At 58.3% G+C, this 21,997-nt stretch carries 18 protein-coding genes; 9 read left to right on the top strand and 9 right to left on the bottom strand.

Annotation, left to right across the window (positions count from 1 at the left end):
- Positions 1-190 precede the first annotated feature (190 nt).
- Positions 191-853: a PadR family transcriptional regulator gene (locus tag JQ603_RS10845; RefSeq protein ID WP_212339311.1), complete on the bottom strand. Its 663-nt coding sequence runs from the start codon at positions 851-853 to the stop codon at positions 191-193.
- A gap of 383 nt (positions 854-1,236) precedes the next feature.
- Here JQ603_RS10845 and JQ603_RS10840 point away from each other — a divergent pair, with 383 nt between their 5' ends.
- The 9 genes from JQ603_RS10840 (at position 1,237) to JQ603_RS10800 (ending at position 12,399) form a co-directional block, all read left to right on the top strand.
- Positions 1,237-2,925 (top strand): FAD-dependent oxidoreductase, encoded by a 1,689-nt coding sequence (locus JQ603_RS10840; RefSeq protein ID WP_212339308.1) that lies wholly within the window; start codon positions 1,237-1,239, stop codon positions 2,923-2,925.
- Positions 2,922-3,809 (top strand): SDR family oxidoreductase, encoded by an 888-nt coding sequence (locus JQ603_RS10835; RefSeq protein ID WP_212339301.1) that lies wholly within the window; start codon positions 2,922-2,924, stop codon positions 3,807-3,809. Before JQ603_RS10840 ends, JQ603_RS10835 begins: the two co-directional genes overlap by 4 nt.
- A 44-nt stretch (positions 3,810-3,853) precedes the next feature.
- Positions 3,854-7,318, top strand: coding sequence for an indolepyruvate ferredoxin oxidoreductase family protein (locus tag JQ603_RS10830; RefSeq protein WP_212339296.1), 3,465 nt, complete (start codon positions 3,854-3,856; stop codon positions 7,316-7,318).
- 245 nt (positions 7,319-7,563) lie between these two features.
- The gene (locus JQ603_RS10825) at positions 7,564-8,199 is read left to right on the top strand and encodes a VOC family protein (protein ID WP_212339294.1); all 636 of its coding nucleotides are present in this window, start codon (positions 7,564-7,566) and stop codon (positions 8,197-8,199) included.
- Between the two features lie 7 nt (positions 8,200-8,206).
- Positions 8,207-8,644 (top strand): nuclear transport factor 2 family protein, encoded by a 438-nt coding sequence (locus tag JQ603_RS10820; RefSeq protein WP_212339292.1) that lies wholly within the window; start codon positions 8,207-8,209, stop codon positions 8,642-8,644.
- The gene (locus JQ603_RS10815; protein WP_212339289.1) at positions 8,596-9,972 is read left to right on the top strand and encodes an MFS transporter; all 1,377 of its coding nucleotides are present in this window, start codon (positions 8,596-8,598) and stop codon (positions 9,970-9,972) included. Before JQ603_RS10820 ends, JQ603_RS10815 begins: the two co-directional genes overlap by 49 nt.
- A complete protein-coding gene (locus JQ603_RS10810; RefSeq protein ID WP_212339286.1) occupies positions 9,959-10,360 on the top strand; it encodes a hypothetical protein in 402 nt (133 codons plus the stop codon). Before JQ603_RS10815 ends, JQ603_RS10810 begins: the two co-directional genes overlap by 14 nt.
- A gap of 52 nt (positions 10,361-10,412) precedes the next feature.
- Positions 10,413-11,261 carry a fumarylacetoacetate hydrolase family protein gene (locus JQ603_RS10805; protein WP_212339283.1) on the top strand — a complete coding sequence of 283 codons (849 nt, stop codon included), beginning with the start codon at positions 10,413-10,415 and terminating at the stop codon, positions 11,259-11,261.
- Positions 11,262-11,355: 94 nt separating this feature from the next.
- The gene (locus JQ603_RS10800) at positions 11,356-12,399 is read left to right on the top strand and encodes a quinone oxidoreductase family protein (protein ID WP_212339271.1); all 1,044 of its coding nucleotides are present in this window, start codon (positions 11,356-11,358) and stop codon (positions 12,397-12,399) included.
- A 487-nt stretch (positions 12,400-12,886) separates the two neighbouring features.
- Here JQ603_RS10800 and JQ603_RS38495 read toward each other — a convergent pair whose 3' ends face one another.
- From JQ603_RS38495 to JQ603_RS10760, 8 genes are all read right to left on the bottom strand, one after another.
- Positions 12,887-13,060 (bottom strand): GGDEF domain-containing protein, encoded by a 174-nt coding sequence (locus tag JQ603_RS38495; RefSeq protein WP_212339269.1) that lies wholly within the window; start codon positions 13,058-13,060, stop codon positions 12,887-12,889.
- Positions 13,061-13,748: 688 nt separating this feature from the next.
- Positions 13,749-14,642: a transporter substrate-binding domain-containing protein gene (locus JQ603_RS10790; RefSeq protein WP_212339260.1), complete on the bottom strand. Its 894-nt coding sequence runs from the start codon at positions 14,640-14,642 to the stop codon at positions 13,749-13,751.
- Positions 14,643-14,687: 45 nt separating this feature from the next.
- Positions 14,688-15,998 carry an aspartate aminotransferase family protein gene (locus tag JQ603_RS10785; protein ID WP_212339258.1) on the bottom strand — a complete coding sequence of 437 codons (1,311 nt, stop codon included), beginning with the start codon at positions 15,996-15,998 and terminating at the stop codon, positions 14,688-14,690.
- Between the two features lie 52 nt (positions 15,999-16,050).
- Positions 16,051-16,941: a MurR/RpiR family transcriptional regulator gene (locus JQ603_RS10780; protein WP_212339256.1), complete on the bottom strand. Its 891-nt coding sequence runs from the start codon at positions 16,939-16,941 to the stop codon at positions 16,051-16,053.
- A gap of 438 nt (positions 16,942-17,379) precedes the next feature.
- Positions 17,380-17,859 (bottom strand): MarR family winged helix-turn-helix transcriptional regulator, encoded by a 480-nt coding sequence (locus JQ603_RS10775; RefSeq protein WP_212339253.1) that lies wholly within the window; start codon positions 17,857-17,859, stop codon positions 17,380-17,382.
- Positions 17,860-17,952: 93 nt separating this feature from the next.
- Complete coding sequence (gene gtdA / locus JQ603_RS10770) at positions 17,953-19,002, bottom strand: gentisate 1,2-dioxygenase (RefSeq protein ID WP_212339252.1); 1,050 nt, start codon at positions 19,000-19,002, stop codon at positions 17,953-17,955.
- A 12-nt stretch (positions 19,003-19,014) separates the two neighbouring features.
- Complete coding sequence (locus JQ603_RS10765) at positions 19,015-20,676, bottom strand: AMP-binding protein (RefSeq protein WP_212339250.1); 1,662 nt, start codon at positions 20,674-20,676, stop codon at positions 19,015-19,017.
- Positions 20,673-21,893, bottom strand: a complete 1,221-nt coding sequence (locus tag JQ603_RS10760; RefSeq protein ID WP_212339248.1) for an ABC transporter substrate-binding protein — start codon at positions 21,891-21,893, stop codon at positions 20,673-20,675. The genes JQ603_RS10765 and JQ603_RS10760 overlap by 4 nt, the downstream gene beginning before the upstream one ends.
- Between the last annotated feature and the right edge of the window lie 104 nt (positions 21,894-21,997).

The raw sequence follows: 21,997 nt of genomic DNA, 5'->3' as shown, positions 1-21,997 counted from the left end.
CGCGCTGGTGGTCGACTGCGCGGTCTATCTCGGCTGTCGAAAGGTCGATTACGAATGTGAGATCGAGGCTCGTCAAGGCACCCTGCCTCGCAGGGAAGCGTCGCGCCAGCCAGCAATCCCGTGTGCTGTGCGCAATATCCTGCGTTCGCTCCGATTCGTGGGAATCAAGAAGCCTGATGCAACAGGCCGATCAACGCGGTCGTTTCGCGTGCGTTCGAACTACCCTTGCACTCTCTTCTTGGCGCGATAGATCGTCAAGTAATTTACGGTATGCATCGGCTGCAGTGATCTTGAGATCACGTGAGAGCCGGATAGCCGAAATCAAACAAAATTGCCGGTGGTCGCTGGGTGGCGGTTCAGGGATATCCAATCTGCGGGCAAAATCGACCAGATGCAGATTGATGGCTGCTATCTCTCCCTCTACCAGCTCAATCTGTCGAGTTAGCACGGCCACTGCTTCACCTGGGGAGAGCATGCGTAGCGCAGCCATTTTGACGCTGAACTCGTCTCTGACGGGTACATGTGTCGGGCCCTTCTTCGCCCAGTTCCTAAGCGCTTCGATACCGGGGCCTGTAATCTCATAGACCTTCTTGTCGGGTCTACTGTCCTGCTGAACATCCTCGAACGCGACGTAGCCATAGCGCGTCAGTAGCTGAAGCGTTGGATAAACTTGGCTGTGTCGTGCCTCCCACATGTAATTCCTTGGAGGGCCCATCAATTGGGTCAACTCGTAGCCAGTATGGGGGTGATGAGCCAGGCTTGTCAGGATCGCGTACCCGATAGTCGGGACCTTTGGATGTGTCGCCGATGCGGCTCTCTTCTTGGACGCCTTCTTTTGAGGTGTCTTCGACATGGACTGGTCCTATTCGCCGACTTGCTTGCCGGGGGGGCTCGGTCTCCGACAGCGGCGACCACAGGCAGCCCTGCATAGCTTCAACCGCTAGGCTTGGCCATGCGTAAGATTTGACATATGGGCAGTGGCCTGTTAGATCTATATGTAAGAAGTGACATATAGGGCACGGATGGCTTGGGGGGGGCGAAAAATCAGTTATCGCCGCTGCGACAGCTGCTTCCTTCTGCGCCAGAGCGGGAGAGCCCTGTTGCTCTCTGCAGCAACAGCTTTGACTGCGTGGCGCGTCCGATGATCTTCGTTCATTTCGGGAACGTTGGGGCGGGCCTTGCTGGGTCTTGCGTGCTGCTCTGTCCAAAAGGTCGACTGATTTAGGAGTGGAGCTCGTGGAGACGATTGATACGTCAGTTTTGATAGTCGGGGGTGGCCCGGTTGGACTGTCGCTCGCGATAGACCTAGGTTGGCGTGGAATCGCGACGGTGCTCATTGAGCAAGAGCAGCCGGACGCGCGCCGGATTCATCCTCGCATGGACAATGTCGGCATTCGCTCAATGGAATTCTGTCGACGTTGGGGAATCGTCGAGGCGGTCGAGAATGCAGGGTTTCCGCGCGATGTCCCGCTTAGTATCGTATACGCCACGGCAGTCCTCGGCCACGAGTTGGCACGCGATGTTTATCCTGACAAGGCGAATGCGGTAGCACCCCCGTTTAGCGCCCAAAAACATGAGCTCTGCCCGCAGAATTTCTTCGATCCGGTGCTTCAGAGGGCAGCGTCGAGCTATTCGACGAATCGTTTGCTGTATGGGTACCGGTTCGAGGACTTCGAGGAGAAGGGTGATCGGATAATCGCGTCTGCGCGGCCGGTGTCGGGCGGCGAGCCGTTGCAGGTGCGTGCCCAGTATCTCGCCGCCTGCGATGGAGCGAACAGCGCTATCGCGCAGCGCCTGAGCCTCGCGCCTGCGAAGACCAAGGTCTTGAGTTGCAGCACTAATGTCTTCATCCGATGTTCGGTCCTGGCGCAGAGGACGGCTGCATGTCGCGCCTATCGTTACCTGCTGATCGGGCCCGAGGGGATTTGGGGAAGTTTCGTCAATATAGATGGGCGTGACACGTGGCGACTTCAGTTGCTCGGTGACGATCGCTGGCCCGATTGGAGCGAAGCCCAGATCCACGACTTTGTGCGCCGCGGCATCGGAGCGGACATCGACTACGAACTGCTTTCCTGGCTGCCGTGGTCACGGCGTGAAACAACGGCCGCGCGATTTGGTTCCGGACGCTGCTTCCTTGTGGGTGATTCCGCCCACCAGCTTTCTCCGACAGGTGGATACGGCATGAATACCGGTATCGCCGAGGCGGTTGATCTTTCATGGAAGATCGCTGCAAGGCTCGAAGGATGGGGTGGAGAGGCACTGCTGGAAAGCTATGATGCTGAGCGGCGCCCAGTTGCGATGCGCAACGTTCTCCAGGCGTCCGAGAATCTCCGCGCGATGCGCTCGCTACCGTTAGAACCTGCATTGCTCGATCAGACCGCAATAGGCGAGGCTGCGCGCCGCGCGATCGGCGCCTATGCGCAGCAAGCCTTGCAACGGGAGTGGAGATCGTTTGGCATCCATCTGGGAGCTGTCTATCGCGGCTCTCCGATCATCGTCGAGGAAACGTCTGATCGACCAGAGCCCGACGTCGCGAACTTCGTTCAGTTGGCGGTGCCCGGTGGCCGCGCGCCTCATGTCTGGCTGGCACCAGGTCATTCTACGTTAGATCTATTTGGCCGCGGGTTCGTGCTCCTGGAGTTCTCGTCCGACTCGGACGTTGCAGTGGCGGCATTGATCTCCGCCGCGCGCGCGGCACGTATGCCAATCTCTCATCATCTGATCACGCACCCAGACGCGACCGCAGCTTATGGTCGCCGCTATGTCTTGGTGCGTCCGGATGGTCATATCAGTTGGTGTGGTGACGTCATCCCGCGAGAGCCTGCGCAGCTCATAGACCGAGTTCGAGGCGTCGATGCCGTGCGCGAGGATTATGCTTCCAAACCTGCTGCCTTGGCTTCGAGCGCGGACGGTGTGGCCCTATGAGTCTGGCAGGCAAAACGATCTTCATTACCGGCGCAAGCCGGGGCATCGGTCTGGCCATTGCGCTGCGAGCTGCGCGGGACGGCGCCAATATCGCAATCGCGGCGAAGACCTCGGAACCGCATCGGCATCTTCCCGGCACGATCTATTCGGCTGCCGAAGCGATCGAGAAGGCGGGCGGGAAGGCGCTGCCTCTCGTCGTCGATGTTCGCGACGAACTCGCCGTGGAGGCTGCCGTCGGGGAAACGGTGAGGCAGTTTGGCGGCATCGATATCTGCGTCAATAACGCGTCAGCGATCCATCTGACCGGTACCCTTCAGACGGATATGAAGCGCTTCGATTTGATGCACGGAGTGAATTCGCGCGGGACGTTTGTCGCTACCCGAGCCTGCCTGCCGCATCTCATGAAGGCGACTAACCCACATGTTTTGATGATATCCCCGCCGCTGGACATGAGCCCGCGGTGGTTTGGGCCACATACCGCCTATGCGATGGCAAAGTTCGGCATGAGCATGTGCGTGCTTGGCATGAGCGATGAATTTGCGAAGGGCGGCATCGCATTCAACGCGCTGTGGCCCCGCACCGCCATAGCGACCGCCGCGATCCAGTTCGTATTGTCGGGCGAGGAGAGCATGCGTAACTGCCGGAAACCAGAGATCATGGCTGACGCGGCCCACGCGATTTTCATGAAGCCAGCTCGCGATTTCACGGGGAAGTTTCTGATCGACGATACGGTGCTCTACGAAGAAGGGGTGAGGGATTTCTCGGGTTACAGCGTGGATCCAGCGTCACTGCTCATGCGCGACATGTTCGTCCCGGACGAAATGGTCGCGCCGCCCGGGGTCAAGATCAGCTCGGCTATCGATGTCTCCCACGATCGATATTGATAGACGGGCTCTCGTCTGCGCCAGTGCACCATAGGGGAGTGCGGATGACAAAGTTTTCAGTGTCGCTCGATGACCGCTATCGAAAACGGGACGGGGCGATCCTGGTCGGAGGGGTTCAGGCGCTCGTACGTCTGATGTTGCTCCAAGCTGAACGTGATCGTAAATCCGGCCTGTCGACCGCCGGATTTGTCAGCGGTTATCGCGGCTCGCCGCTCGGCACACTCGACGGTGCGTTCGCTTCGGCGAGCCGGCTGACCGGCGAGAGCAAGATCGTCGTGCAGCCAGCCGTTAACGAAGAACTGGCGGCGACGGCAGTGGCCGGCACCCAGCAGATTCATCAATCACCGGGCGCGCGTGTCAACGGCGTGTTTGCGCTCTGGTACGGCAAGGGACCGGGATTGGATCGCGCGGCGGATGCGATCCGGCACGGGAACTCGCAAGGCTCCTCGCCGAACGGCGGGGTCGTGGTGGCGGTAGGCGATGATCATCTGGCGAAGTCGTCGACGGTCGCCTGCTACAGCGATGAAACCGTTGCCAGTCTCCTGCTTCCGCTGCTCTATCCGGCAGACCCTGGTGAGATCGTCAGCTATGGACTGCACGGTTTCGCGATGTCGCGGCTGACCGGCTCCTGGGTTGCGCTCAAGATTCTCACAGAGGTGGCCGACAGCACGCGCACGGTTCCGGCAACAGAGCTCGATGAACCGCCGATCCTGCCTGACGTCGCAGTGCCAGCCATCGGCCTGCATAACCGATGGCCTGATCTGCCGCTGGAGCAGGAAAGCCGTCAGCATGACTACCGGTTGCCGGCCGTTCTCGACTATGTCCGCGCAAACGGCCTTGATCGGGTTGTGATGAAACCCCCGGCAGCGCGAGTCGGCCTGATTGCAGCGGGAAAGTCCTGGATGGACCTCCAGGAAGCTCTGGACTTACTGAACCTTGACGAGTCCCGTCTGACAGAACTCGGAGTTGCGCTTTACAAGCCCGCAATGATCTGGCCGCTGGAGCCGCAGGGGCTCACGGCCTTCGCTGCGGGCCTGAGTGAGGTCGTAGTCGTTGAGGAGAAGGCGCCGCTGATTGAGCGCCAGGTCAAGGAAATCCTCTTCGGGCGGTCCCAGGCTCCGGCGGTTTGGGGGAAAAGCGGACCAGAACAACGTCCGATGTTCCCTGCAACCAGCGATTTGACACCGGAGCAGATTGCTATTCAGATCGCCTCGGTCATCGCACGGATGACCGGCGATCAAGCGATCGCGCGAGGCGGCGAACGTTGGCGTGGCGAATTGAGTAAGCCCGTGCCGACGGATGTCCCAGCGGCGCGGCGTCCATTCTTCTGCTCCGGCTGCCCGCACAACCGCTCGACGACAGTGCCCGCGGGCAGTCGTGCTCTCGCGGGGATCGGTTGTCATGGCATGGCCGCGCGCAATCGCCCCGATACCTTCTCGTATTCCCAGATGGGCGGCGAAGGGGTGCATTGGGTCGGCCTCGCGCCGTTCACTGACGAACAGCATGTATTCTCGAACATGGGGGATGGCACCTATTTCCATTCCGGCCTGCTCGCGATCCGTCAGGCCGTCGCCGTCAAGCTGAACATCACCTACAAGCTGCTCTACAATAGCGCGGTCGCGATGACAGGAGGGCAAGCGATCGATGGCGAGCTCACGTTAGAGCGGCTGCTGCAGCAGCTCCGCGCCGAGGGCGTGGGGACGATAGTCTTGGTCAGCGATGATCCGGCGTCTCACCGTCGGCGTCGCGAGATCGCCTCGTTATCAAATGAGATAACACACCGCGATGAGTTCGACGCCGTGCAGCGCAAACTCCGCGCTACGCAGGGCGTCAGCGTTGTCGTGTATGACCAAATGTGTGCGACCGAGCGACGGCGTAAGCGAAAGCGCGGCCAGATCCAGGAAGCTACACCTCGCGTCTTCATCAATGAATTGGTTTGCGAAGGTTGCGGCGACTGCTCCGTCAAGTCGAACTGTCTCTCGGTGGAGCCGGTCGAAACGCCTTTTGGGACCAAGCGAAGGATCAACCAATCGAGCTGCAACAGCGACCTCAGCTGCATCTCTGGCTTCTGCCCTAGCTTTGTCACAGTGGAGGGGGCCCGTGTGAAGCGTGTGCAGAAAGTCGATCTTACGCGGGTCGACGCGCCGCCGCCTGTGGCAACTGATCGCTTGTCCAAGCGCAACCGGGTATTGCTGGCTGGTATCGGCGGAACAGGTATCGTTACGACAAGTGCCGTGCTCGCGATGGCCGGACATCTCGATGGTCGGGAGACGGCGGTACTGGACCAGATCGGAATGGCGCAGAAAGGGGGAGCGGTAGCAAGTCACGTTCATCTCGGTGGGCCAATTCACGCGCTGCGGATTCCGGCGAAGCACTGCGATCTTCTGTTGGTCTGCGATCAGGTTGTGGGTAACGGGCCTGAGGTCATGGCGTCTCTCGATACGGCCCGCAGCCGTGTGATCGCGAATGCCGACGTGGCGGTTACAGGCGATTTCGTGACCAATCGTAACGCCATTGTGGACCCTGACCTTCTCACCAGGCGCATTCGTAGCCGAGTCGCTCCCGAGAATTTCATCGCGTTTCCTTTCACGAGCCTAGCTCAATCGCTGTTCGGCGATTCGATCTCCGCTAACTTCATGATGGTCGGTCTCGCCTACCAGATGGGCTGGCTTGACCTTCGTCTTGAGGATCTGCAGCACGCTATCGAACTCAACGGTGCCGCCAAGGAGGCAAACCTCGCTGCCCTGGAATGGGGGCGTCGGTTGGCGGTCGATCCTCGATCGGTCTTTGTTGCGGCTGGAAAGATCGAGGAACGAGAGCGCCTGTCTCCCGAGGCCGAGGTCGAGAGATTTGCCGCATTCCTTCGCGACTATCAGAATGGCGACTACGCTCGGCGTTACCTGGACGTCATCACCAGGATTCGTGCGTCAGAAGCGGCGGTTCATGCTGGGACATCGTTTACTCTCGCGGCAGCCCGGTCCTTGTTCAAGCTGATGGCTTACAAGGACGAATACGAAATTGCGAGGCTCTACACGAGTGGAGAGTTCGCACGTGCGATGCGTTCTCAGTTTGATGGCTATGACAAACTGTCCGTCTATCTTGCGCCACCGTTTCTCGCGCGCCACGACAAGGCGACGGGAGCGCCGCGGAAGATTCGTTTCGGGTCCTGGATTTTGCCAGTCTTACGACTTCTGGCATCGTTGAAGGTGCTGCGCGGAACTCGCTTCGACATTTTCGGAATGACCTCTGAACGCCGTACGGAGCGCGCTCTGATCGTCGAATTCACCGATGTCCTGGATCGATTGAGCGCGCAATTGACAACGCGGTCACTTGCAGATGCGGTTGCGATTGCGCAGATGCCCTCGGAGATCCGCGGCTACGGTCACGTGAAGCAAAAAGCGGTGGAGCTCTTTCGACGGCGCATCGGTGAGGCGCTCGAGAGATATCAGAGTCCGCAGTCGTCACCCAATAAGCCGGAGAACTTTGCCCGCTCCGCGGCGGCGACGTAGGTCGTTGTCCCAGCGACGTAAACCGCTTCGAGCGCGGCTGATGAGAACGCTGTAGCGGCCCGCGATTCCTAGTCTTCTTGCGCGTGCCGGCACTTTGCGAGTGTCGAGGCGCTGCTGCACGGGGAGGTTTGTCGCGCCTCGGCTCCCAATCAAATCACGCAAACAATACGTATGTAATAGTTGACATATGGGGTGTGACTGCTAGTCTTGATATAGGTCAAAAATGACATATGGGAGATCGCTCGATGAGTTCAGCAAATTCGCTGTCGCCCGATTTGCATAAGGCTACGGCTCAGCTGCCGTCGCCCCGGATTTCGGAGATCGTTCTGCAGACGGCACAATATGAGTCGATGCGGGACTGGTACTCGGCCGTACTGGGCTTGAGTTGGAGCATCGAGAATCCTGGTGGTGCTCCGGAGAACCGTCGTCGTTTCGCTGGCTCGCCTAAGCAGACCAGAGCGAGCGACGTTCGATCCTGCTTCATGTTTTTGGATCGCTCCCCTGTTCATGGGCAGGTTCTGGCCTTGTTCGAACTGCCGGAATTGTCGGGCGCGCCAGCTATTGATCCCGGCCTGAACCATTTTCAGTTTCGTCACGCCAATCTTGCAGCGCTGTTCGATCGAGTGGAGCTATTGCTTGGTTCTGGCCTGGAAGCTCACCGCGCGTCCAACCACGGCCCGGTAACGAGCTATTACTTCTCGGATCCGGACCAGAACGTCGTGGAACTTTGCTGCAACAACTTCGACGATCCCGCGAAGCTCAAGGCCTTCATCGACTCCGACGCCTTCAGGAAGAACCCTTCCGGAGTCGATGTCGATCCAAAGGGATTCATATCGCGATTCCGTGCTGGTGAACCCTTGCATCAGCTCCTTCAGATCTGAGGGGCTGATGCAATTCGACACGCTCGACCACGTGGCCGATGTTCTCGGGGCGCAAGAGGCGGCTGTGAGCTTTATGGCCCATTTTGATTACGGCGAGGCGGATGCTGCTGCATGGCTGTTCGCCGATGATGCCGTCTGGCAGCGCAATGACGGCGCGGTGCGCGGGAAAGACATGCTGATTGACTTGATCAATCGTCGTGATCGCGCCATCGTCGTGAGGCACCTGATCTCCAACCTGCGATCGGACTGGCGCGGTGCGGACTGCGTTATCGTGCATTCCTACGTCACGTTGCTGAGGCAGCGTAGCGATGCTGTACCGCAACAGTTTCCGCTTCCCTTGGAAGGTGTAGCGGGATTTGGCCGTTACGAAGATGAACTACGCAAGACAAACGGACGGTGGTTGATCGCGAAAAAGACGACCGTGACCGAATTCAAAAAAAAATAACTTACGCCGAAATGGGGAGGAAGATCATGACAAGCGCGAATACGCCTGTGCTGCCAACTGTTGCCGACTTCTCTTCAAACGTTCCGTTGCATGGCGTTGAAGCAACAAAGGTGGTGCTCGGCTCGGGCATCGGCATGCTGACGAACTTCGGTCCGATCGTGATCTACACGTTCGGCACATTCTTGCTGCCCATTGTAAACGATACTGGGTGGTCGCGCGCCAGCGTGGCTGCGGCTCTCGCGCCGGCTGCGCTTTGCTCCGGCTTCTCGCAGCCGGTAGTTGGCTGGCTGGTCGACCGATACGGACCGCGAGTGTTTGCCGGCTTTTCGTTTGCCTTTTTTGCGCTCGGCTTGGTTGCGCTGGGCCAGATCCCTCGTGATCCCCTGACCTTTGCCCTCTTCATGGGGCTGCTCGGCTTTCTTGGTGCAGGGCAAGGAATTACGGCATTCACCTATATCGTCACCAGGACCTTTTCAGGTCATCGAGGGCTAGCACTCGGAATTATTAATGCGGCGTCTGCCGCCGGAATCATGTTGATGCCAGGTCTCGCTACCTTTGCGATCTCCGAGTACGGCTGGCGCAACAGCTACACCGCGATAGGTGCGGGTGTGGCTGTTCTTGGAGCGGTGGCGGTGATCTGGCTCATCCCTGGCAGAGAGAGCTTTCAGAAGACCGCCACGCCGGCGCGATCCTCGAGGCTCGTCTTTGCAGAACTAATCGCTGCTCCGATGTTTTGGGCTCTTGCGCTTGCGTTCTTGCTGATGACGCTTGCCATCCAGGGCATGATTGTTCACATGACGCCCTTGTTGATTGATCGCGGTTTCCGGCCAGCCGAAGCCGCGGCTGTCATGGCCACGTATGGCATCACGATGCTGATAGCCCGCTTCGTTCTTGGTTCCCTGCTTGACCGGTGGTCTCCTCGATTGGTCGCGATAGTCGGCTGTCTCGGTCCGCTAACCGCGGGTCTTCTGCTGGTCTCGACCCAACAAACGCCCATTGTTTACTTGGCCGTGGCTCTTCTTGCGGTGGGAGCAGGGGCGGAATCGGACCTCATTCCGTACACTGTCGCCCGACAGTTTGGCGTCGCCCAACTTGGTCAAAAGATAGGAATATTCATCCTCGTATTTGCCATTGGCGTCGCTCTTGGGCCCCTGATGTTCTCCACGGTTCAAGCTTCACTCGGTAATTACGACGTTGCTCTCATGACCAGTAGCGCTCTGATGGTCGCGGCTTCCGTGATCTTCGGCTTGATCCGATCCGCCGCGTTGAGCCAAAGGGGCGAAAAGGGAGGATCTTCAGTGAGCAGGCCGAGCAATGACGCTGCGTGATTCGATCCTGGGCGCCCTGACGACGAACTGGCTGTCGGGCGGAGATATCGAGCGAAGGCTGGATTGGCCCGCGGACGTCGTGCGCATTGAACTGCAAAGGCTCGTCCGCGCCGGCGCGGTATGGCGCTTCACCGACATCGCATCCGGACTCGAGATGACCAACAAGTACTGCCTGCCGCATGATGTTTCCGCGCTGACGATTCCACGTCATGAGCGACGATCGCGGTGCGTGGACTGTCAGTTGAAGCAAGCGGCCGAAGCCGTCAATCTCTCAACCGCATTTGGTGCCCGAGCCGAAGGGGGACGTCATCAAGGGCTCGGTCTGCGAGCGCTGGATCAGGCGTGCCGGCGAGATGCTGCTCGAGCAGGGTCGGTTGCGGATAGCTGAGTTATCGTCATGGAGCCGCGTTAGCGCCTTCGATATTGGAGTAGGGACGTCAATGAAACTCGCTCGGTTTGGCTACAGAGAGTCGCTCGGCATTGGGCTCGTGAAAGAGAACGGCATCATCTCACTGTCGGGGCAAGATCCAGGCCTATCGGAGATCAGTAAGGTCGTGACGCCGGAAGGCTGGAGCAGGGCTGCGCAACTAGAAGCGAGGGCGCCCGACCTGGATGTTGGTGATGTCGTGCTTCTTCCGCCTCTGTCTTCTGGCTGCAGAGTGTTCTGCGTCGGCTTCAACTACAAGGCTCATGTAAATGAGACCGGAAACGAGGCGCCTGCTTATCCGACCTATTTTCTCCGGACCCACGAGAGTTTCGTCGGACACGGCCATCCACTAATACGTCCGCAAGTGTCTGAATTTCTCGATTACGAGGGAGAGCTCGCTGTCATCATTGGCCGTGCCTGCCACCGTGTTCAGGAAAACGAAGCGCTTGACTATGTAGGCGGATACACCTGCCTTAACGAGGGCAGTATTCGAGACTACCAGAAACACTCTGCTACCGGCATGACAGGCAAAAATTTCGACTCGAGCGGATCGCTGGGCCCGTGGATCGTGCCGGCGGCCGAAATCCCGCATCCGGAGAGTCTGATGCTATCAACTCGCCTAAACGGCGAAGTGGTTCAACAGGCATCGACGAGCCAGCTGATCTATGAACTGCCAAGACTCATAAGCTATCTGTCGACCTGCCTCAAATTGCTGCCGGGCGATGTCATCGCGACGGGCACTCCAGCAGGCGTTGGGTCTCGTCGTGTTCCCCCACGCTGGCTGAAGGCAGGCGACCGTGTCGAGGTGGAAATCTCGAGCATCGGCACTCTGGAAAACGTGGTCGTAGACGAATCGGTTTGAAATGAAGTGCCGTTGATCATCATTGCTCGCGGGACTTGTCGCGGAGCGCCAAGAAGCTGCTCCTCGACCAGGCTCTCTCGAGACAGGCGTCGAGATGACGACGCCCGTATCGGACGACGCACTGCAGCTTAAGGAGAAATTCGTGCCAACACCCATGATGAAAGCCGTTCAAGTCGATAAGCCGGGAGGGCCCGAGGTTCTCAAGTACATCGATATGCCGATCCCCGTGCCCGCTGCCGGGCAAGTGCTCATCCGAACGCACACGATCGGCGTGGGTAAATACGATGCTTTGGTAAGGACTGGACGCTATCCTTGGCCCGTCGAGTATCCTGAGGTGCCGGGAATCAGCATGACCGGATATGTCGAGGCTGTCGGCCCAGGCGTCGAAGGGTTCGTTGCCGGTGAACCCGTGCTCGCGTGGAAATTCTCCCGCCGGTGTTACGCCGAATATGTTGCCTGCGACACGCACGAAATCACGAAACTGCCGAACGACATAGACATGGAGGGCGCCGTCGCCATCCCCGACTATCAGGTCGCGTGGGGAATGCTAAATGATGCCGCAGATCCGCGCCGAGTACGGGTCGCGTCGATAAATGGAGCCACTGGCGGCATCGGCTGTGCGATGATCGATCTTTGCCGGGCGGCCGGTATCCAGCTGATAGCGATCTGCCGGGCTCCCAACAAGGCGGCGTTTGCATTGGAGAGGGGAGCATGTCTCGCCATAGATAGCAGTACCGAGGATGTTGGCGCGCGGATCCTGGACTTTACTAAAGGCCGCGGTGTCGATCTGATGTTCGACCAGTTGGTCGGCCCGGACTTCCGGGACAACATCAAGCTGGTGGCTCCCCTCGGTCAAATCGTGACGTTCAATGCGCTATCGGGGCTTCCATCGTCTGATCTATTCGCGGATTTGCGCAAGAACATGGACCGTAGCGTCTCCGTACGGGCTTACAGCGTGCACGTCTATGACCCCTTTCCAGAAGAGCGCGTACGTATCGCCGCGGAGGTATTCAAACTAATCGAAGCAAAGGCCATCACTCCCTCCGTAACCTTGCGATTGCCGCTCGGGAAGGCCGCGGAAGCACACCGAATGCTGGATGCTAGGGAAATCGTGGGTAAGATGGTCCTAAAGCCATAGTGCGTGCGAAGGTTGCTTCGAGCAATGATCTCTCTCTCTCTCTCTCTCGAGCCCAACTAGGCTCGAGAGTATTGTCAGCGACGTCGCCTGTACTCGGTGGCTCGAAGAGGGGGACGGTCACAAATATAGGATCGCGCGAGTGTTGTGCAAAAGCCGAGCCCACCCAAATCGAGGTCCGGCCCCCCGCTCGGCCATGTAAAGAGCATTCATCCACGAGACAAAGAACCTTCGACAGTTCTTCGTTTCCCTCGGCAATTGCGAGGCCAGTCACCCCTCTCAATGCACCGTTGCGCATAACGTCCCTCTCCGCGCACGCTTGCCACGACTGTTCAGCAACAAGCAGCGCGTTGTCGGGAAATATACCAACCAAAAGAGCTGCGAACTCTTCGCCCCCATGCCTTCCGATTAAGAGGCCGCGCTCCTTTGCCAACGAATTAAGTGCCTCGCTGATTTCGATGGGCACTGCATCGCCCAATTCGTGACGATATTAATCGTTGATTCGTTTGAGCCGATCGATGTCGAGCATCAATGCGACAGCGGGTATTTGATTGCCGTAAGCTTTCGTCAGCGCATTGGCTACCGCTTCGCCAAATCCCCTGCGCTTCAGAAGACCGGTAAGCTGATCGATCCTGGAGACTTGGAATAGCTCGGTGCTGCACAAGGTTAGCTCGGAGGCTCATGCTGCCGCGAGCGACAGCGCAAGCTGGCGTTCCAAGAATCCGACGCGATTGCCGCCGGCACTAGAATGGCAGCGACTTTCTGGGCAGATGTTCGACCAGCCTTTCGAGTAGAGAAGCAGTCTCTTAGTGAGCTGGCTTCGCGACGATAGGTTCTGGGGGGTCTCGACCGCTGACAAGATTCTCGTTGGCCAGCATGCAAACATGCACTTCCACAACATCGATGCCTCACAACGTACGCAGGGATCGGTGTAGAGTGCGTCAGACAGACCGTCGAACTCTATTTCCCGCTTCTAAAGCTGAATCAATTCTTCCGTAAGCCCAATGCGTTCAATGCGGCTCCGAATCGCACTTTCCCAAAGGCAGGTCTGAAGTATGTTAAGACGCATTTTGACCGTTCGAGGCTCTCTCAATTTTCACCGTCGATCGCGGTGCACGGCGGGACCTGGATTTCGGAAAAGTGATTCTTCACGCGCTCGTTGGCCGCGGCTGGATCATCAGCTTTCCTCATCGGGCCTTCCAAGTAGTTCTAAACCGGTTTGAAGATCGAAAGCGACCGTTGTGCCGGAGTAGCGGCGTTCGATCCTGCAATCGGTGATTGCTCGTCAAGTACTCCCAAACTGGCATTCGACCTAGCCGGCGCCCGAAAGAGCGCCGGCTTTCTTGCTCAGGTCAGATGCCATCATCGTTTGGCTTTTCGAAGGCTTCCTGGAGTTGCTTCGAGATAGGGAAGGCAAGATTGATGTTCCGCGGTGGAATCGGTTGCAGGAACCATTTACCATACAGCTTCTCAAGTTCGCCGCTCTTGATCATGCCGAGTATCGTGGCGTCAACGAGATCCTTAAAGGGTGCATCGTCCTTGCGCATCATTAGCGCATTTGGCTCGGATCTTAGAGTATCGTCCAGCATCCTGTAGCCGTTAGGATTGGAGCTATTCGCGGCCATGGATGCGATGAGCACGTCGTCAAATACGAAAGCGTCCGCGCGGCCGGTCTCAAACAGCAGGAACGCTTCAGCGACGTCTTTGCCGGCAATGTGATTAAAGTTGACTTTGTTGTCTGTGGCGTATTTCAGAAGCATTGGCAGGGCAGTCATTCCTGGAATCACCGCAATCGATTTTCCACTCAGGTCACTGAGTTTCTTGTAGGGCGCATCCTTTCGCACGAGCGCCCGGATATTCGACACGAAATGCGTGATCGAAAATGCGACGACCTTCTTGCGTTCGTTGAGATTGCTCGTCGAGGCACACTCTAGATCCATCGTACCGTTGTTTATCAAAGGTATGCGATTGTTCGCGTTAGCTGGCACATATTCGACCTTGAGGTCAGCCAGTCCTATTCGGGTTTTAACGGCTTCGACCACTTTCCGGCAAATATCGACGGCATAGCCGACGGGTTTTTGATCCCCATCATAATAAGAGAACGGAATCGACGACTCCCTCACTCCGAGGGCGATCTTCCCGTCGTCCTTGATCTTTTTGAGCGTGCCGGTCAAGTCTTGTCCGGAAGCTGCACCTGAGAGGGTACAAGACAGAACAAGCAGGCAAGACGTCAGATACTTACGCATAAGGTACTCCGTGCTGAAGGGCCGCCCCTAGGATTTGCGATGGCACTAGGCGGTCTTTGCCAAAGCTGTCGAGACACCGTCCAATATCTGAGCCACGTCGTCGTCGGTCATTGGCGTCGACAAGGCCATCAGTCCGTAGCCGGCCATGAGAACGCCCTCGTTGAGCAATGCCTTGAAGAAGGCCGCCGCTCGTGCGGCTTCGGCTGCATTTGGTTGGGCAGATCGATAGTCGCGCACGGGCTTCTCCGTGAAGTGAATTTTCAGAAGCGATCCCAAACCGACGGCGCCGCCCGGGACGCCTTGCCGAGCGAAGATTTCGCTGATGCCCCGACGTACTCGTTCGCCGATTTCGTCGAGCCGCCCGAAAGCAGTGGCATCGAGAAGCTTCAGAGCCGTGATGCCGCCTACCATGGTCAGCGGGTTTGCGGAGAAAGTCCCGCCGGCCGGAAGCGCTGGCTTGCCCTCGGTTGGATCGAAGACCGCCATGACTTCTGACCGCCCGCCTGTGGCCCCGACGGGCAGCCCGCCGCCAATCACTTTGCCAAATGTCGTCAGATCCGCTTCCACCCCCCAAATTGGCTGTGCGCCGCCGTGGCTCAGTCGGAACGAGATCACTTCGTCGAAGACGAGGAGCGCGCCGACCTCGCGCGTTACCTCGCGAAGCGCCTGGATATAGGCCCTGTCGGCCGGAACCAAGCCCGCCCTGTTCGGCATCGGGTCAACCAGAACACAGGCGAGGTCGGCGCCGTGGGCCCGGATAATACTCACGGCGCCATCGACATCATTGAACGGAATGGTGACGACATCGTCGAGTACGCCCGGCGGCGTTCCTTTGGCGTAGGCTACCGACAGCGGGGGCCCTTGATGCCAATGCTCCGGCTTCGTCTCGAGACTGACCTCGGCGTAGTCATAGGAGCCGTGATAGGCACCTTCGACCTTGGCGATCTTCGCCCGGTTCGTAAAGGCACGTGCTGCTTTGAGTGCCATCATTACGGCTTCGGTGCCAGAATTGCTGAAGCGGGTCTGATCAACTGAGGAGACACGTCCCGCTAGGATTTCGGCGAGCACAACCTCCGATTCGGTCGGCAAGCCCGGCGCTGAGCCGAGCCTCATCTGACGGCAAGTTGCTTCTACGATGACCGGATGCGCGTGGCCGTGTATGAGCGAAGTGAAGTTATTGATGCAGTCGATCCGGGCCATGCCATCAATGTCGAAGACGCGGCAACCTTCCCCATGTGAGGCATAGATTTGGTACGGCTTCATGTAAACTGTGGTGCGTGTATTACCGCCCGGAAGGCTGGCTTTGGCTCGATCAAACATCGCCCGAGAACGGGAAGCCGGATCTGGATAAGGCATGCTGATCACCTGGAGTTTCTATCGATAGAAGACGCGGCGGTGCGGCGAATGCTCATGGCGCAACTCTCGTCCGAGGGTGACGCCAATGGACACCGAACGCCTCCATTTGGGCCTCTCTGCGCCGGATCGCCGCGAGGGATTTCTCGCCTCCGCGACCAGCCATGAGCGCGGCCAACACCTCGCCGACGACGAAGGCTGGAGCAATGGTGTGGTAGAACGAAGGGCTTTCCGTCGGAACGAGGATCGTTTCGCGTGCCAACGCGGCAAGTGGCGAGACAAAGCTATCGGTAATCGCGACAATAGGTACGTTTTTGTCGGCCGCGTACTGGACCGCTTCAACCGTGGCGCGTGCGTAAGGCGCAACGCTGACGGCGATCAGAACATCTCGACTTGTGACGGATTGAAGCGGGTCGAGACCGATCCCGGCCGCAGCGTCGAGCAGAACAGTGCGCTCACCAAGAAACCCCATAACGTAGGCGAACTGCGCGACGACAGCATGGCAGGTTCGAAGACCCAAGCAGAGAATCCGCTCGGCCGATTCTAAGAGATCTGCAATGGCCACAAAGCGATCCAGCATCTCAGGCTCGGCGAGTCTTGCGATTTGGTGGCCAATCGTTACCGCAATTTCCGCGGCGAGCGCTCGCTCGCCCTTGAAGCGTTGACTCTGCATCTGCGCCCCCGCCTTTTCGGAAAAGCCGAGGGCACCCACGCGAACGGACTCTTGATAAAGAGCCTTGATTTCGTCGAACCCGGATAAGCCGAGCCGTTGAGCCAAGCGCGTCATGGTGTGCGGCTGCACGCCCGCTTGCCTCGCCTGCTCTCGCATAGACAGCAGGGCGACCTCGTTGGGGCGGTCGAGCACAAATCGCGCGGCCGCCCGCAATTGCGGCGACATCGACGGAAGCGCCACGATGATCTGGTCGGTCAGTGGACCACGTTGCATTTCCTGTGAATATCACGAATTTTCGACAGATGCAACGGATGTTGCAGTAGGAGCAACACTGCAACAATTGTGCAATTGACTAGCGGTGGGGTTCTATTTCGCATCTAGCGAAATTTATTCCGCGCGGGTGCGCGTGAACCTATCGTCGTTGCAGCGGATCGAGAGGAGAGCGGGGTATGGGGAGATCACGTGGTAGATATTGGCCGAGCCTTCCTATGGCCCTCGGTTCCATCCGCCATCATTGGAAGGGCAAAATTTCGTCGTGACGCGCTGGTGTGGATCAGCGCTAGGTGATCACTCCCGCGAGCGAAGCCGTCGTGATGGCGCGAATCGGGGCGGTTCGAATCCGGACCTAAGGACTGCCCAAGGGCAAGGCGTTCATCGCCTCAAATTGGGGGGATCTGCACGCAGGTTGAGCGCACCGCATTGTGAACCTCTCTACGGTCCTGCTTCGATCCCACGGCCTCGTCTTGTGCTCTTGAAGTCCATCACTCGCTGATACATCAGACGCAGCGTTTTGCGTGTGGTGTCGACGTCTTTCTCCGGCAAGCCTGCGAGAATCATTTCCTCATAGCCTAGGGCTTTAGGTGTGAGAGCCGCAACGAGTTCTCGCCCGCGATCGGCCAAGGAGACGGTGATCTCCCGTTTGCTTTGCTTGGACCGCTTTTTCCCGATGAGCCGACGCCGCTGCATGCCCTCTGTCAGACGCGAAAGTGTCGATGCATCGATACTGGTGTGAATCGATAGATCGATCAGTTTTTGATCGCCGGCGTCGTGCAGCACCGACAGAACCCGCCAATGCGCAATTGACAGGTTGTGTTCAGCCAAATCCAGCGAGAACAGCTCGTTGATGGCCGAGGCTACTCGATTTGTGAGATAGGGTATGCGCTCTTCCAGCGAGTAGCTGAGTTTCTTCATGTGTGACATTTGAAAAGCCGCACAATATTCCTGGGGCGGAGGCGACGCAAGTCGCGTTCGCCTCTTGGAAGGAGCGGAACGGCTTCTTGTTATTCATTGCTTCTCCTCTCGGAACAGTCCGAGCTTCTCGTGAACAGGGCGGTCCGAGAATGAGAACAGGACGCAATCGCCTTTCAATGCTTGAATTCGATACGAGCTCCATCCAGGCATCGCAAAGACGTCGTTGGCGTGCATTGTGATCGGCGGCTGGTCCTGGATCTCTATGCTGGCCTCTCCTTCGAGCAAGACGAACACTGCGCTGTCCGTAGAGCGGTATCCTGAGGTTGAGAAGCCTTCCGGGAGCAGCCTCATGCTGGGTCCAAGAGTGGGCATCACCCAATCGCCATTCACCGGATTTACATATCGCAGGCAGATGCCGAAATGAGGGTCGATTTCTTGCGTCTGCGCGAGCCGATGCAACGCCTCTCTCGTTCTTGAGTAGGGATAGTTGAATACTGGCGACGTCAGGGATCCGAACTGTTGCCCCACCGGAAGCAGGCCGCTTCCGTACCGAGCTGCGGAGTAGCCCTCGGGGCGAGACATGGTCTGCGCAGTGGCGGCATGTTCCTCCCGGAAGCCGGTCTTCAGAAAGCCTACCAGGGGTACGTCAAGACAATCCATCCAGATAACGGGACCTTCTCCATCATGTCCATGATCATGCCAGGTCCAGAACGGAGTGAGGATCAAGTCGCCGCGCTGCATGGTCGTTCGCTCGCCGTCGACGGCAGTGTAGCCACCTGCGCCTTCCAGAACAAAACGAAGCGCGGATTGCGTATGCCGATGGGCCGGCGCCACCTCTCCGGGCAGAATGAGCTGCAGGCCGGCGTAGAGCGTGTCTGTGATTTGGGACTTGCCCTTCAACTTCGGGTTCTCAAGAACAAGGACCCGACGCTCTGCCTCTTCCGCGCTAATCGATGCGCCCGCGGCCAACAGCTGCCGGCGTACCGTCGTCCAGTGCCAGGCGTAAGGCGCAGCAACGGGGCGCGGGTCGGCGGGAACGAGACCTTTCAGCACCTCCCATAGCGGAGCCAGGTTGAGGGAATCGAGCTCCTTGTAAAACTCGCTTCGGTCGACGCTATTCCGCCGGGGTTGTTGGTCATGCATGTCTCGTTCCTCTCACGACGATCTTGATTGTTGGCCCGTCTCTTGACGGATTTTCTCAGCGATAAGAGCTCGCAATGCCGCGCGGTCCAATTTTCCAACTCGTGTGGTTGGAAATGCCTCGGTGGGCTCGATCCGCTCAGGCAGTTTGAATTTGGCGAGCCCCTTTGCAAGCAGGAAGGTTCCGAGCTCGATGACCGAGGGAAGCGGTTGGCCCGGCCTGGGTATTAGGAATGCGCATGCCTTCTCGCCGTAAAGCGGATCTGGCATCGAGACCACTTTGCCATCGGCGATGTCCGGATGCAGCGCAAGCAGCCGCTCAATATCCTCGGTGCCGAATTTCTCGCCTCCACGGTTGATATTGTCGCGTGCACGGCCTTCGAACATGTACGCCGTGCGGTCGTCGATGCGGACGCGCCGCATCAGATCAGCGGATCTGAAGAAGCCGTCGCTGGTCAGGCATTCGGCAGACAAGGCGGGTGCCGCGAAGTAACCTCTTAGCGAAGAAGGGCCCTTGAAGCAAAGTTCGCCGAGCTCGCCGTCAGCCACATCTTCTTCAGAATCCGGGTGGAGCAATCGGACCTCGTCGAGCTCCGAACACGGACTGCCGACCGTCTCATGTCGCAAGGAGCGAGGATCATCGGGCTCGCCTGTAAGCACGAGTCCCTCTGTGATGCCGAACATGTTGGTTGCGGGAACTTTCGTGGCATGCTCGATCGCTGCGGCTCCCTGCAGGGTGAAGAAGAAGCTCAGCGAAGAAAGGTCGAATTTGTCGATCTCCTTGAAGGCAGCTATTGCCGGTGCGTGCGGACCAATCGTGAACGCATGGCTTACCCGCCATCGCTCGATCAAGGTAAAGAAGCGTATGGGGTCCCAACGCGACATCAATACGGTCGTGGACCCGTAAATCACCGTTCGCAGCAGCGCAAACATCATTCCGGCATTGTGCATCAGGGGCAGCGCCCATATTCCGATGGCGTCGGGCGTCATTGCGTATCTGTCGCACCACAGGCGTACATGGCCCATGTATTCCGCATGGAAGCGCGGAATGATCTTGGGCACTCCCGTCGAGCCGCCGGAAAGCTGCAGAACCGCAACGTCTTCACTGGAAGAGGATAATTGCGGCGCCTGCCCTACGTTGGTCGCGATCAGGTCACTGAGTTCGAATACGCCAACTGCGGTCTTGTCTCCGGAAACGAAGACGTGCTTGATCGATTTTTCGTTTGCGACCTTCTTCGCAAACTCGACCAGATCGAACGAGCCGCCATCCTTCTGCACAAAATATGCGGACGGACAAGTTAAGTCCGCGAGCTTGTGCATCTCCAGTTCGCGATATTGCGGGATCGCGCAAACGGGGATCACGCCGGCTTTCAGGCAACCGAGGAAAGCGACTGCCGTATCGATGGTCGTGCCCATCTGGAACAGGGCGCGGTCGTTCACCCTAAGACCTTGATGCCGCAAGCCGCGAGCCAGAGCGTCCGTGCGCCGATCAAGCTCTCCAAACGTCAGTACGGCGTCATCGCAGATGAACGCCGGCTTGTCGCCGTATCGGTCACGACTGATCTTAAGCTGCTGATCGATTCTTTGATTGATCCAGGCGCCGCCTTCAAAATATCGAGCTGCGGTTCCGGCGTCGGTGTAATCGACGCCGTCCAGCGGAGTTTGTGGTCCGGTCACTTTGCTTCCCCTTTGACAAGCGGGCAATTGCCCTCCGCAAGCGGCCTGAATGCCTGCTCGGCCGGAATCGTGTCGACCAGCTTGTAGTAGTCATAGGGATATTTGCTTTCTTCCGGGCCCTTGACCTGAAACAGGTAGATTGGGTGCACAGCGCGACCATCGGCCCGTACTGCGAGGTCGCCGAACAACGGATCCTTGATCGGCGCCTTTTTCATCTCGGGGACCGCTACCAGCGCATTGTCCGAACCGGCGGCGGCCACGGCCCTCAGATAGGCTAGGGTGGAGGAATAGACGCCGGCCTGGTTGGCGCTGGGCACCTTTCCGCCCATCCGTGCGGCGAAACGCTTTGCGAAGCCACGGGTTTCTTCGTTCATGTCCCAATAGTAGGACTCTGTGAGCAGCAGTCCCTTGGCCGTCTTGAGACCGACGGAATGAACGTCGTTTATGAAGATGAGAAATGCGACCAAGGACTGCCCGCCCTCGCGCAGTCCGAACTCATCGGCCTGTTTAAGGGCGTTGATCGTGTCGGTCCCGGAATTGGCAAGACCGATGACGTCCGCCTTTGACGCCTGTGCGCTGAGAAGAAACGAAGAGAAATCCGTTGTCGAAAACGGGTGACGAACAGAACCCTTTACCGATCCACCTTGCGAAACAATGAATGAAGTTGCTTCGGACTCAATTGCCTGCCCCAAGGCGAAGTTCGCTGTCAGAAAGTACCAGCTCTTGCTGCCCCGCTTCATCATTGCTGATGCGGTCGCATGTGCCGTGGCCCACGTGTCGTTGACCCACTGAACGGTGTTCGGTGAACAGTACTGACCTGTTAGGTCGGAGCTTGCGGTGCTGGATGCGAGCAAGGTCATCGGGGTGCCCCGGAGCAGTGCGTTCAACGCGAGCCCGACCGCTGAGTTCGGGACGTCGACGATTGCATCAACCCTCTCAATGTCCAGCCAACGGCGAGCGATCGCGCTCGCGACGTCGGCCTTGTTCTGATGATCGGCCTGAACGATTTCGACCTTGATCGCCCTGCCGCCACCAGCAAAGTCCTCAGCCGCCATTCGCGCGGCTTCGATCGATCCCGGACCATTTGTGTCTTGAAAGATTCCGGACGTGTCGTTGAGCACGCCCACGCGCACGACTCCATCTGAGATCTCGGCGCTCGCTGTTCCGCACAGTCCGATTGCTGCTCCGAACGCCGCGAGAATTGCCTGTCTAAACATCAATTTCCTCCATTCGCTGCGCCTCATTCTCAAGATGGGCTCTAGACGCTTGACGTTTCAGTGCGAATGATAATAAGCTGCAAATGCATCAATTGCAAATGCAG

Source organism: Bradyrhizobium liaoningense, assembly GCF_018130825.1.
GTDB classification, from domain to species: Bacteria; Pseudomonadota; Alphaproteobacteria; order Rhizobiales; family Xanthobacteraceae; genus Bradyrhizobium; species Bradyrhizobium liaoningense_B.
The sequence above is the reverse complement of the archived record's forward strand: the minus strand, read 5'-3'. Positions and strand labels throughout refer to the sequence as shown.

Coding starts and splice junctions, on each gene's coding strand:
- JQ603_RS10820 (WP_212339292.1), top strand. CDS start 8,207: ATGCAATTCGACACGCTCGACCACGTGGCCGATGTTCTCGGGGCGCAA.
- JQ603_RS10825 (WP_212339294.1), top strand. CDS start 7,564: ATGAGTTCAGCAAATTCGCTGTCGCCCGATTTGCATAAGGCTACGGCT.
- JQ603_RS10780 (WP_212339256.1), bottom strand. CDS start 16,941: ATGCAACGTGGTCCACTGACCGACCAGATCATCGTGGCGCTTCCGTCG.
- JQ603_RS10805 (WP_212339283.1), top strand. CDS start 10,413: ATGAAACTCGCTCGGTTTGGCTACAGAGAGTCGCTCGGCATTGGGCTC.
- JQ603_RS10775 (WP_212339253.1), bottom strand. CDS start 17,859: ATGAAGAAACTCAGCTACTCGCTGGAAGAGCGCATACCCTATCTCACA.
- JQ603_RS10830 (WP_212339296.1), top strand. CDS start 3,854: ATGACAAAGTTTTCAGTGTCGCTCGATGACCGCTATCGAAAACGGGAC.
- JQ603_RS10835 (WP_212339301.1), top strand. CDS start 2,922: ATGAGTCTGGCAGGCAAAACGATCTTCATTACCGGCGCAAGCCGGGGC.
- JQ603_RS10845 (WP_212339311.1), bottom strand. CDS start 853: ATGTCGAAGACACCTCAAAAGAAGGCGTCCAAGAAGAGAGCCGCATCG.
- JQ603_RS10760 (WP_212339248.1), bottom strand. CDS start 21,893: ATGTTTAGACAGGCAATTCTCGCGGCGTTCGGAGCAGCAATCGGACTG.
- JQ603_RS10790 (WP_212339260.1), bottom strand. CDS start 14,642: ATGCGTAAGTATCTGACGTCTTGCCTGCTTGTTCTGTCTTGTACCCTC.
- JQ603_RS10800 (WP_212339271.1), top strand. CDS start 11,356: ATGACGACGCCCGTATCGGACGACGCACTGCAGCTTAAGGAGAAATTC.
- JQ603_RS10785 (WP_212339258.1), bottom strand. CDS start 15,998: ATGCCTTATCCAGATCCGGCTTCCCGTTCTCGGGCGATGTTTGATCGA.
- JQ603_RS10810 (WP_212339286.1), top strand. CDS start 9,959: ATGACGCTGCGTGATTCGATCCTGGGCGCCCTGACGACGAACTGGCTG.
- gtdA (WP_212339252.1), bottom strand. CDS start 19,002: ATGCATGACCAACAACCCCGGCGGAATAGCGTCGACCGAAGCGAGTTT.